Source organism: Acinetobacter sp. AR_0276, from assembly GCF_003000705.1.
Classification (GTDB): Bacteria; Pseudomonadota; Gammaproteobacteria; order Pseudomonadales; family Moraxellaceae; genus Acinetobacter; species Acinetobacter nosocomialis.
On sequence record NZ_PSQO01000004.1, the window covers coordinates 300,593 to 312,793 of the forward strand.

Here is a 12,201-nt window from a genome sequence, read left to right on the forward strand (position 1 = left end):
TAGAGTTTGTGCTATAAAGAAAACATAAGATTTTTTATTGAAGATGTTGAATATCAATGACTCATACAGCACTTGACCAATTAAAAACATTAACGACCGTTGTTGCTGACAGTAGCGACCTTGAAGCAATTCGTAAATTTCGTCCCTTAGATGCTACAACGAACCCTTCGTTAATTACCGCTGCGGCAGAACAACCTGAAAGTAAAGAGCTCATTGAAGACGCTTATTATCAAGCCAAAGAAGAAGGCTATAAAAATGATGAACTGATTGAAAGAACCATTGATATTTTAACCGTAAAATTTGGTGTAGAAATTTTAAAACTCATTGAAGGCCGAGTTTCAACAGAGGTTGATGCTGCCCTTTCATACGACACCGAAGCGACCATTCAAAAAGCACATGAATTATGCGAGCTTTATAAAGGTTATGGTATTGATCAGTCACGTATTCTTATTAAAATTGCATCGACTTGGGAAGGTATTCAAGCGGCTAAAGTCTTAGAAGCTGAAGGGATTGCTTGTAACCTCACTCTCCTTTTCGGTTTACATCAGGCCCAAGCGTGTGCAGATGCCAAAGTTACTTTAATCTCACCTTTTGTAGGCCGTATTTTAGACTGGTACAAAAAAGCTGAAGGTGTAGATTCTTACCCAATCGAGAAAGATCCAGGTGTGGTTTCAGTTAAGAAAATCTACACTTACTACAAGCAGCAAAATATTCCAACTCAAGTCATGGGCGCGAGCTTCCGTAGTATCGACCAAGTGCTTGGCCTTGCAGGATGTGATTTGCTTACGATCTCACCAAGCTTACTAACGCAGCTTGAACAAGATACGCGTACAGTCGATGCAGCACTTGATGCAAACAAAGCAAAACAGGCAGAAGCGATTGTTAGACCAGCTCAGAACGAACAAAGTTTTAAAGACGAACTCAATCATGACTTAATGGCTTTCCAACTTTTACAAGGTGGTGTTGATGGCTTCATTAAAGCGCGAGATCAATTAAGCCTTTTATTACGTCAATCCTTTGGAATTGATGCAGAAATTAAATCTTAAAAAACTGCACTTTTCATACAAAATTACCGATTTTTGTTATCATGACAAAAATCGGTTTTTATTGGGTTTCTCGTGTTCGGCATAACAGATCTAACAACATATATTATTGGTACACTCCTAATTGTGTTATTACCCGGACCCAATTCCCTTTATGTGATGTCAATTGCTTCACGCTATGGTATTAAAACTGGATATATGGGTGCACTTGGTATTTTTACTGGTGATCTTATTTTAATGTTATGTACCGTATTAGGTGCAGCTTCTTTATTAAAAGCATTCCCTTGGGTTTTTATTATTCTTAAACTCGTTGGTGCACTTTATCTGTCCTATTTAGGGTTTAAACTTTTACAAGGCAGTATTCAACGCTGGAAATTACGTAATCAAACACAAGCCGAAATGGCTGATTTACCTACTTTAGATAAAATTCACCCTTACAAAACTGCCTTAAGTATTAGTTTACTTAACCCTAAAGCAATTTTATTTTTCTTATCTTTCTTTGTTCAGTTTATTAATCCAGATTACGCTTATCCAGCTTTAAGTTTTTTAATCTTAGCGGTAATTTTACAAATTATTAGTTTTAGCTATTTGACAGCGCTCATTTTCTCTGGAATTAAACTCTCAGCATTTTTTAAGCAAAATCATAAAATTGCAGCAAGCGGAATTTTCTTAGTTGGTATTTTATTTTTTGGGTTCGGTTTAAAGCTGGCCACTTCAACCATGTAAATTACTAAGGCAATAAAGTTAAAACTTATTAAATTATTAAAATGCCAGCATGCCATCTGTTTTGACTTCATTAAGTACAAAGAATGTTCTCACCTGCCTTACTCCCGGTAAGGCAATAATTTTTTCACTATGAAATCGGTTAAAAGCAGCTAAGTCTTTAACACGAATTTTTAGAAAATAATCGACTTCTCCGGCAACTAGATAACACTCTAGAACATTCTCCAAATCACCTGCGGCTTGTTCAAAAGCTTGAAAGCTATCCGGTGTTGAACGGTCCAGCACTACCCCAACCAAAACGATGGTCTCACGCTGCACCATACTTGGATTGATTCGAGCACGAACATCCAAGATTGCTCCAATTTTAAAAAGACGTTGCGTATGATTCCAACATGACGAGGTACTAATACCAACAAGTTTTGCTAGTTCGGCATTACTTAAGCGTCCGTTCTCTTGTAAACAACGCATAATTTTCAGCTCAAGCGGTGTCAAATTTTCAGCTTGTTCATCCATAAGAATAATATCCAGTATTCATTAATTTTTATGAAATGAATAATAGCATTTATAGCTATTTAAAAAATATTATTTCATTTTTACACCCAAAATAGAAAGCACCTTCTTAAAAAAAATTGTTAGATTTATCTGGCTGAAAATATAGGCAGAAACATATCAATTTTTCAGGGACTTAGAACATTTAGCCATGCAAAAGATTCTTCAAGATTTTTCTATTCCAGCCGTATTCGCGGGTTTCATTACCTTTCTAATTGGTATTAGTGTTTCGGCTATTTTAGTGATTCAGGCAGCCCAAGCTTTAAATGCTTCACCTGAACAAATCACCTCATGGTTTTGGGCTTTAGGTTTGGGTCTTGGTTTATCAGGACTCATCCTTTCTTGGAAATTTAAATACCCTGTAGCAACAGCTTGGTCTACTGCCGGTCTCGCTTTAATTATTGCAACTGGCGGTGGATATAGCATAAATGAAGCAATTGGTTCTTTTTTAGTTGTTGGTGTACTGACTGCGGTTTTAGGTTTTTCAGGAATATTTCAAAAGGCGCTTTCATATATTCCTCAAAGCTTGACCAGTGCCATGCTTGCAGGCGTTTTACTCAAATTTGGTATTTCACTTTTCGCAAGTTTGCAAAATGATTGGGCATTCGTTTTATCTTTACTCGTCATTTATATCATTACCAAAAGATTATGGCCGCGTTATAGCATCGTGTTCACAGCACTTGCTGGTGTTGTGCTCTGCCCTGTGTTTTTAGACTTTCATATGCCTACACTTCACTGGTCTTTGGCTAAACCTGTTTGGATTAGTCCTGTTTTTAGCTGGTCAGCAGTTTTAGGCTTAGCGCTACCACTGTTTGTGATTAGTATGGCTTCACAGTATTTACCCGGTATTGCCATGATTAAAAGTTATGGCTATAAACCACATGTCAATCAACTCATTGGCTGGACTGGTTTAACCCAAGTTTTGCTTGCGCCTTTTGGTTGTTATAGCGTCAATATTGCCGCGATCAGTGCGGCTGTATGCCTTGATGATCAAGTTCATCCTGACCCAAGTAAACGCTATATTGCTGGCATAAGCTCTGGTTTTTTCTATGCATTGATGGGACTCTTTGCAGCAACACTGACAAGCTTACTCATGTCTTTTCCTCATATTTTTATTGTAGCTTTAGCAGGTATTGCATTACTTGGCACCATTAGCCATAACATTGCGCTTGCCTTTGGCCCAATTGAAGACCGTGAAGCAGCACTATTTACCTTTTTATGTAGTGCTTCGGGTATTCAATTTTTCGGTATTGGTTCGGCATTTTGGGGATTAATTGTCGGTATTATTGTATTTGTAGTCCTTAAATTTAAGGTTAAAAAATAACACCTAAAATAGAAACTTTGCGCTTAACCATTTAGAGCATTTCATAAATAATTAAGTGCAAAGTCTCATTAAATTAATTAATTGCGTTTTTATCCCAAAAAGCCTGTCTTATTTGTGGCATCGCATTTAAGTGGTTAATAATATGCTGCGCTTCTTCCGCTTCAATTGAAGTCGCAATTAAGGTCACTTCTATTTCAACCTCTTTCTCTCCAAAAGGTGTTACATCAATGTCTTTGGGAGGGTAATTGTGGTGCTTCAACGTTAGATTTAATTCATCCATAACTACTTTGCTCTGACTTCGGTCACAGATAATATAAATTACATGTAAAACCTCTGTATCATCGTCTAATGGACGACGATCAATGATATGAACAATCGGTCTTAACAACGTATTGGCAGATAAAATAAAAGCTGTTGCCAGTATGGCTTCAATAATTAAGTCAGAACCCGCAGCAGCCCCCACCGCAGCAGAACACCACAAAGTTGCTGCGGTATTTAAGCCATGGATGTTACCTTCTTGACGCATAATTACACCTGCGCCCAAGAAACCAATACCCGAAACCACATAAGCAATGACCCGAACAGCGCCATCTGCTCCAGTAAGATTTGTTGCAACATCCACAAAGATTGCAGCACCTACAGCGACCAGCACATTGGTCCGAAGACCAGCAGTCCGTTGCCTATATTGCCGTTCAAATCCAATTAAAGCACCTAAAATAAAAGCAACTGAGAGACTAATTAATGTATCAACAATATTAGATAAATCTGCATGTTGTAGAAATTGCAACTTCATCTTGCACCTATAATTTTATTGCCAGCCGTAACGGCGGATATAGATTTTTTTCACCCATTGAGTAATACACATATAAGCAATTAAAATTAAAGGCAAATATAAGAAATAACTTAATGGTAAAGCTTGCAGTTTTAAATAACTTGCTAAAGGACCCATTGGTAAGAAAATACCAATACACATAATCACTACTGTCATAACTAACAATGGGGTTGCAGCACGACTCTGAATAAATGGAATCTTAGCCGTACGGATCATATGCACAATTAACGTTTGAGTGAGTAACCCCACTACGAACCAGCCAGACTGGAATAAAGTCTGATGTTCAGGTGTATTTGCTGAAAACACAAACCACATTAAACAAAAAGTGATAATGTCAAAAATAGAGCTAATCGGTCCAAACACCACCATGAAACGGCCAACTTCTTCAGGTTGCCAACGCTGCGGTTTTGCAATTAACTCTTCATCAACGTTGTCAAATGGAATCACGATTTGTGATACATCATAAAGTAAGTTTTGAATGAGTAAGTGAATAGGCAGCATTGGTAAAAATGGAATAAAAGCACTCGCAATTAATACCGAAAAAACATTACCGAAATTTGAACTTGCCGTCATTTTGATATATTTCAACATATTGGCAAAAGTTCTACGGCCTTCAATTACACCTTTTTCAAGCACCATCAAGCTTTTTTCAAGCAAGATTAAATCTGCTGATTCTTTAGCAATATCTACTGCCGTATCTACTGAAATACCAATATCGGCAGCGCGTATAGCCGCGGCATCATTAATACCATCTCCCAAGAAACCAACTACATGTCCGTTGGCTTTTAACTGCTCAACAATACGTTCTTTATGTACAGGGCTAAGCTTTGCAAAAATGTGGTATTGCTCTACTGCTCTTTTGAGCTGCTCATCGGTTAAGGTTTCAATTACACCGCCCAATAGAACTTGATCATAGTTCAGGCCAATTTCTCGGCACACTTTTTGAGTGACAAATTCATTATCACCAGTAAGTACTTTTACGGTTACACCATGAGCATGCAAACTTTGTACTGCTTCTCGAGCAGACTCTTTAGGTGGATCAAGAAATGCGATGTAACCAATTAAAATTAAATCACTTTCATCAACAACCGAATAATTTTCCTGATTATTATCAAACTCACGATACCCTACAGCAACAACACGTAAGCCATCTCGGTTATAACGTTGAGTTAATGCTTCAATTGCAACTTCACGTTGCTTTGTTAAAGGCTCTACTTTGCCATTTACCTCGACATAACGGCAAACCTTTAACATTTCCTCAACTGCGCCCTTGGTAATCATACGCACTTTTTCTTGAGGTGTTTTTACAACAACCGACATACGGCGGCGATCAAAATCAAAAGGAACTTCATCTAACTTCTTATAACGTAACTTTTGCGTTTTGATCTGATCATCAACAGCTTCTAACACAGCCACATCAAGCAGATTTTTCAAACCTGTTTGATAGTAACTATTTAAAAATGCCTGCATGAGTACAAAGTCTGATTTTTCACCATGAACATCAATATGTTGGGATAAAAAGATTTTGTCTTGAGTTAGCGTTCCAGTTTTATCGGTACACAGAACATCCATTGCACCAAAGTTTTGGATCGCATCTAGACGTTTAACGATTACTTTCTTTTTAGATAAGAAAACCGCACCCTTGGCTAAAGTTGAAGTCACAATCATCGGTAGCATTTCTGGAGTAAGACCAACAGCAACCGATAATGCGAATAAAAATGCCTCTGTCCAATCACCTTTAGTAAAGCCATTAATGAAAAGTACAACAGGTGCCATCACCAACATGAAACGAATAAGTAACCAACTGACTTTGTTGACACCCATTTGAAATGCCGTGTTACTTCGATCAGTAGCTGTAACTCGGTGAGCGAGTGCACCAAAATATGTTTGAATACCCGTACTTAAAACAACTGCCTGAGCCGAACCAGAAACAATATTGGTCCCCATAAATACAATGTTATCTAGCTCTAAAGCACTCGTTTCTTCGAGATTTTTCTGCAATGGAAATTTCTCGACAGGCATTGATTCACCAGTCATTGCAGCTTGAGAGACAAACAAATCTTTGGCATTTAAAATTCTGCAATCAGCAGGAATCATGTCACCTGCAGATAATAAAATCACATCACCTGGCACCAAATATTGAATTGGCATTTCAAATTGGTGATTGGTTTGGTTTTTAATATCAATGTCATAACGCTCATGTATAAGCTCTAAATCTTCTGCACTAACTTGATGACGCAGTACTGTAGCGGTATTACTTACCATTGCCTTTAAAGCATCTGCAGCTTGATTTGATTTTGCTTCTTGCCAATAACGAAGTAACGTCGAGAGAATAACCATCACGCTAATAATGGTTGAACCCGTTAAATCATCGGTAAAAAAAGCAATTAATGCCAAAAGGCTAAGCAAAATATTGAACGGATTGCGGTAGCAATACCAAAGATGTTGCCACCAAGTTAATGGCTTCTCATGAGTAATCTCGTTGAGCCCCACTGCCATTTGCTGTGTATGTGCTTGTTCTTCTGTAAGCCCTGTGAAATGAGTATTGAATTGTTTTAATAAATCACTTGATTGGGCTCTTGATGCATCGAGCAAACGCATAGATAAATTTTTGCTAATTTCTTGAGCATAGCTAGATTGATGTAGCTCTTTAAAAGATCGATTACGACCAAAAAAACGCATCAAATGAAATCTTTGTAAAAATGCTGTGAAGAGTCGTTGCCAGAATTTCATCGCGAAATCCTCCATTTTTTAGGCGTACAAAGCTCTCGACCTTATTGATAAATAAAGTCTATAAAAATTTAAAATTTAGAAAGGGATAGGAGATCGTAAAGTTACGATGAAGAAGAGAAAATTAGCCCAAAGCCGAACCAACGCTGACGGAAAGTCACGCGCTTGAACATAGCTCGAATACTTTGAATCGTATGAGACGAATTATTTACCAAAATTGAATTTTGGTAGTTATAGCAGTGTGTGGAAGCATATAAGAACATTGGCTTCTCCCCATTTCTAGCGAGAAACTAAATAGATAAGTGCTTGAAGTACTTAATTACAAAAAGTAATTTGTATAGGTTTAATCTAATTTTTTACAAAGCTATCTCATTGCAAGATAGCCCTTCCTAATGGTTATCTTGCTCAGTATTGGCTTTGGTTTAATTGATAATTAAACTCGAACCTCGAACAACTACCCATTTAGGATCTCCATTAAATAAACTCGCGGCAAGTATATGTTTTACTCTATAACACACAAGAATTTTTTTGTAATTTTTTATTAACAAAATTCCAGCTTAAAATCACAGCTCTTTGACTACCACAGTTTTCGCCATTTTGTCATGCCAGCCTTGTTTTTTAGGATCAAATGCCACCCAAATAAGACCAATACAAAATACTAAGATGGATGGAATATATCCAATATAACGAATGATGGATTGCATCAAAGTTAACTTATTTCCCGTTTTTTCATCGAGAACTTTTAAACGCATAAGGCGTTTACCTGGTGTACCTGCAAAGTAGAGCCAACATAAAACGGTATATAAAAATGGAAAAGCATAATTTACAATCAGATCAAACCAATAGTTTTGCGGTTTACTACTCATTCCTGTCGCAAATATCAGATCATAATCTCCACGATAAAAAACCCATGCAGCTGGAATAATTGCTAAAAAAAGAATAAGTGTATCAATAATCATTGCACCAAATCGTAACCAGAACCCTGCATATTCGTATTTATAGCTCATGCGTACACCTCTGTTTTGTTATCGTTTGCCTTATACTAAAGAGACAACTTCATTTTACTTTAATCCTAAAGGAAATCTTTTTATTTTTAAATACTTGAAATAATTTTTAATTTTCTATTTTACTTAGAATTGTAATAAGTACTGTTGAGACCAATAAATTATAACAGCATATATAATATTTAAGTATTTTATATACACCTCACTCTAGATGAGGTGGTTTAATTATTTTTATTGAATTAATAATATATAACGGCTGATTATTTCCAAAACAAAACATCAATTTTAAATTCTTTCTTCAATAGTAATGCAGCACAGATTAGTCCTAAACCAATAATTATCAAAAAGAAGCTTAAAGTTAATACACCGCCTAGTATAGATAAAACACCTAGAATAGTGAGTAGATAAAATAAAATTATAATTAACTTAAACATTTAGTTTATTCAACCATTTACGATAAAATCAACTCATTCTAGCGCTTTTAGCAATAAATTGTTCTCAAATGTTGAATACACACCTTCTTTGTATTAACTCAAAAACAATATGTTAATAATTCTTGCTAAATGTTAATAATAAAAAATAAACTGTGACAAATATCACAATTATAATTTATTTAACTTCAAAATAGTGCTTTTCAGTAATAAGTTTTATTTTCAGATTTTTATATAAACGATCTTTTGAATTTTCCAGTGAAGGTACTACTTTTTCAGCAAACTTATCGTCAGCCATAAGTCTTGCATAAGTTTTATATCCAATTACTAATTTTTCCGGTTCTTTACCTGTTTGGCGAAATTCTTCAATAAGTTTACTTACTTTCTTTGCTGTTAAATCTGCCATACTTATACTCCCCCACTGAATATACTATTTGGTTATACGAGTTCTGTATGACAAAAATATGAAAAGTAATTTATTGTAAAGTTCATCTAAAAAATAAAATTTTCACTCTACTCTATATCGATCAAGCAATTTCATTTTAAAAGCAATAAAAATCAATTATATATTTCATTTTTATTTAATTTAATGACAACTTAATTGAATTGATTTCTACCTTTAAACAAATGTGTTAATCTTTAAGTAAGAAAAGCTTCATACATATAACAACTTGTAAATAAGAGGAATAACATTATGAATTATCAACATATTATTGTACCTGTGGATGGTTCCGAGATTTCTTTGGCAGCAGCCCGACAAGCTGCCCATATTGCTAAAGCTTTTGGTAGTAAACTTACAGCAATTAGTCTTGTTGCAGTAGATCCATTTAGTGGTGTTGATTTTTATTACATCTCTCCTGTTGTAAAAGATTATTTTGTTGAAGCGCGTGCGAATGCTGAAAAAACGCTTGCCAAGGTAAAAGCCTTATGTGCTGAAGAAGGCGTTGATATTGATACACAAATTATTCAAGGTGAAATCTCATCTGATGGCATTTTAAAAGCAGTAGAAGACTTAAAATCAGACCTGATCGTTATTGGTTCTCATGGTCGCAAAGGTTTCCAAAAACTTATTTTAGGTAGTTTTGCACAAGATGTTCTAAACAGCACTAAAATCCAAGTTTTGGTGGTAAAAGAATAATTGCTTAGTCAAATAAAAGCCTAATCTAGTGATTAGGCTTTTCATCATAAAAAAATGCATAAGTTTTACACAGCTTAAAAACCGTTATAAACTATTAGTCTCTTTCCCCTTCTATTTTGTGAGTCACGCCAATGAAGTAAGTCTTTTTTCTCATCAATTTTCTCTTTTTTGATGTGCAAAATAGACTATTTTTAGTGACTTAACGTCTTTATTTAAAGCTTAACTTTCCTATTTTGTACATCCTGTATTTATGAGGTTTTTTATGACTCAGCAGGCATGTGTAGTATCGCAGCTCACTTTAGAATTTCCTTCAAAAGTGATGTTTAAAGAATTAAATTTTTCACTTGAGCATCATCAAGTATCAGCTTTAATTGGCCGCAATGGTCAAGGTAAGTCTTTACTTATGCAGTTGCTCCAAGACATTTCGCCCACCAAAGAAATGCACATTAGTGGTCAAATTACTTGGCTGTCTAAGCATGCGTATTTAGCTCAATTAACGCGCCTTTCTTCATCCACCATTGCAGAAGCTTTAGAGATTGACCATCTTTATAAAGCTTTGCAAAGAGTAGAACAAGGCGAAGCTGAATTCGATGATTATGATTTATTAGAAGGCAATTGGGATCTCCCTTCTGTTTGGGAAGCCTTATTGCGATCGGCTCACTTACCAACCGATTTAAACTTTCCGGTGAAACAGTTAAGTGAAGGACAAAAAAACAAGTTAGCGTTAGCAGCATTATTTTTAAAAACCGACCACTATCTATTGCTTGATGAACCAAGTAACCATCTCGACCAAGATGCTAGACAGTGGTTAATTCATCACCTCAAGAAACATCCGGCGGGTGCTCTTATCATTAGCCATGATCTAACTTTGTTAAATGAAGTGGACCATATTTATCACTTAAATGAACATGGCTTACAGCACACTACAGGAAACTATGAAATTTTTTATGAGCAATATCAAACACGAGTTGAGGCTTTAGAACAGTCTGTACATCAACATCAACGTGAAGTTAAGCACATGAAGCAGAAGCAACATGATGTTTTAATGAAAGCACAAAAACGTGAGCGTGCTGGCAACAAACTTCGTGATTCAAACTCACAAGCTAAAATTTTACTCGACTTTAAAAAAGAACAGGCTGGACAAAGTTTAGGAGCAATCCAGTCTCAACATCACCGTCAAATTGAGCAAAGCCAGCAGGATTTGAAAAATAAAAAATCACTTCTGGAAACTGTTAAACCTCAACAATTTATATTCCCCTCTTTTCAAAAACGTTCAGGAGAAATTCTTAGAGTTCATGACTTAAAACTCCACTATGGAACACAGCAACCCATCAATTTTGCCCTCAAAGCTTCTCAAAAAACTCACTTAGTTGGTCGTAATGGTGTCGGTAAATCAACCTTGCTTAAACAGATTGTTCAATCTGCTGTAGCGCCTACAGATGAAATTAGCCTATTTGTAAATTGCTTCTATCTAGATCAGAACTTCAGCTTTTTGTTAGACCATCTCTCTGCTGTTGAGAATTTAAGAAATATTAATCCTGATATTTCTGAGTTAGAGTGGAGAAATCTACTAGGTCAGCTTAGGCTTCGTGGTGAAAAAGGGACTTATCCTTTAGCTCAACTGAGTGGTGGTGAGAAGTTAAAAGTCGCATTGTTAGGTTTAAGTCATGCAGAGACTATGCCTGAACTTTTATTACTCGATGAACCAGAAAATCATCTAGATATTGAATCAAGAGAGCTATTTGCAAATGCTATTTCTAGCTATAAAGGTGCTGTGTTATTAGTCTCTCATGATTTAGCTTTTGTTGAAAAGTGCGGAATTCATGAGTCAATTTATTTAAATTAATATTTTTTAATCTTCTATAAAAGCTCTAATTATTAGAGCTTTTATATAGATGGTCTTAATTAGTATTTTATATTTTTATTATTTACTATTTGAAGATCTAAATTAAATGATACGGTTCTATTTTTTCGTGCACTATTTCTCATTTGATAAACTTGAATAATATAGTCACCATCAACGGGTAGTATTACTTCTCCTGAAGAGCCTGTAGTCGAGCCTACCAATAATGCCTTATCTTTGCCTGGCTTTTGACCTGGAGCAAAAACATTAATATAAGCTAAGTTACTATAACTATTAATGTTAAATTTTAAAACCTGTCCACTTTTTGCAAAAACTCGATACCTTACATCATCATAGCCCTGAAATTTTCCTGTTAAAGTTGTTTGATCAGAACCTTTTAAAAAGCTTACTTTGGTTTCAACATTTTTAGCAACAACAGTTAATGGTAAAGTTGCAATTAATCCTGTTAATAATAAAATTTTAATATTTTTTTTCATTTTTAACCCTCAAAATTCTTTTAAATAATTATAAAAAAGATACTTTTTATTAAATTTTACTTTATGTATAAATTTGATGAGTAACGT

The 12,201-nt window shown here is 35.3% G+C and carries 12 protein-coding genes; 5 read left to right on the top strand and 7 right to left on the bottom strand.

The genetic code is table 11. The features are described 5' to 3' along the window. Nucleotides 1-56 precede the first annotated feature (56 nt). Both tal and leuE read left to right on the top strand, forming a co-directional pair. Complete coding sequence (gene tal / locus CSB87_RS02310; RefSeq protein ID WP_005123786.1) at nt 57-1,046, top strand: transaldolase; 990 nt, start codon at nt 57-59, stop codon at nt 1,044-1,046. Between the two features lie 72 nt (nt 1,047-1,118). Next, the gene (gene leuE / locus CSB87_RS02315) at nt 1,119-1,769 is read left to right on the top strand and encodes a leucine efflux protein LeuE (protein ID WP_031952719.1); all 651 of its coding nucleotides are present in this window, start codon (nt 1,119-1,121) and stop codon (nt 1,767-1,769) included. A gap of 36 nt (nt 1,770-1,805) precedes the next feature. On the opposite strand, the gene CSB87_RS02320 is transcribed toward leuE, so the two are convergent. Next, on the bottom strand, nt 1,806-2,279 hold the full coding sequence (locus CSB87_RS02320) for an Lrp/AsnC family transcriptional regulator (RefSeq protein ID WP_000344224.1): 474 nt from the start codon (nt 2,277-2,279) through the stop codon (nt 1,806-1,808). A 187-nt stretch (nt 2,280-2,466) separates the two neighbouring features. On the opposite strand from CSB87_RS02320, the gene CSB87_RS02325 reads away from it, so the two are divergent. Next, complete coding sequence (locus tag CSB87_RS02325) at nt 2,467-3,639, top strand: benzoate/H(+) symporter BenE family transporter (protein ID WP_004886636.1); 1,173 nt, start codon at nt 2,467-2,469, stop codon at nt 3,637-3,639. A gap of 73 nt (nt 3,640-3,712) precedes the next feature. Here CSB87_RS02325 and CSB87_RS02330 read toward each other — a convergent pair whose 3' ends face one another. The 5 genes from CSB87_RS02330 to CSB87_RS02345 all read right to left on the bottom strand — a co-directional run bounded on the left by CSB87_RS02330 (nt 3,713) and on the right by CSB87_RS02345 (nt 9,042). Beyond that, entirely contained in the window at nt 3,713-4,432 is a 720-nt protein-coding gene (locus CSB87_RS02330; RefSeq protein WP_002053619.1) for an MgtC/SapB family protein, read from the bottom strand. Nucleotides 4,433-4,447: 15 nt separating this feature from the next. Next, entirely contained in the window at nt 4,448-7,204 is a 2,757-nt protein-coding gene (gene mgtA, locus CSB87_RS02335) for a magnesium-translocating P-type ATPase (protein ID WP_031952721.1), read from the bottom strand. Between the two features lie 560 nt (nt 7,205-7,764). After that, entirely contained in the window at nt 7,765-8,208 is a 444-nt protein-coding gene (locus CSB87_RS02340; RefSeq protein ID WP_002053613.1) for an RDD family protein, read from the bottom strand. A gap of 257 nt (nt 8,209-8,465) precedes the next feature. Continuing rightward, a complete protein-coding gene (locus tag CSB87_RS20030; protein ID WP_022575551.1) occupies nt 8,466-8,639 on the bottom strand; it encodes a hypothetical protein in 174 nt (57 codons plus the stop codon). A gap of 175 nt (nt 8,640-8,814) precedes the next feature. After that, on the bottom strand, nt 8,815-9,042 hold the full coding sequence (locus tag CSB87_RS02345; protein ID WP_000774578.1) for a hypothetical protein: 228 nt from the start codon (nt 9,040-9,042) through the stop codon (nt 8,815-8,817). Between the two features lie 288 nt (nt 9,043-9,330). Here CSB87_RS02345 and CSB87_RS02350 point away from each other — a divergent pair, with 288 nt between their 5' ends. Continuing rightward, the gene (locus tag CSB87_RS02350; RefSeq protein WP_002053669.1) at nt 9,331-9,774 is read left to right on the top strand and encodes a universal stress protein; all 444 of its coding nucleotides are present in this window, start codon (nt 9,331-9,333) and stop codon (nt 9,772-9,774) included. A gap of 262 nt (nt 9,775-10,036) precedes the next feature. Further along, the gene (locus tag CSB87_RS02355; RefSeq protein ID WP_031952724.1) at nt 10,037-11,620 is read left to right on the top strand and encodes an ATP-binding cassette domain-containing protein; all 1,584 of its coding nucleotides are present in this window, start codon (nt 10,037-10,039) and stop codon (nt 11,618-11,620) included. A gap of 59 nt (nt 11,621-11,679) precedes the next feature. Here CSB87_RS02355 and CSB87_RS02360 read toward each other — a convergent pair whose 3' ends face one another. Beyond that, nucleotides 11,680-12,114: a hypothetical protein gene (locus tag CSB87_RS02360; protein ID WP_002053610.1), complete on the bottom strand. Its 435-nt coding sequence runs from the start codon at nt 12,112-12,114 to the stop codon at nt 11,680-11,682. Between the last annotated feature and the right edge of the window lie 87 nt (nt 12,115-12,201).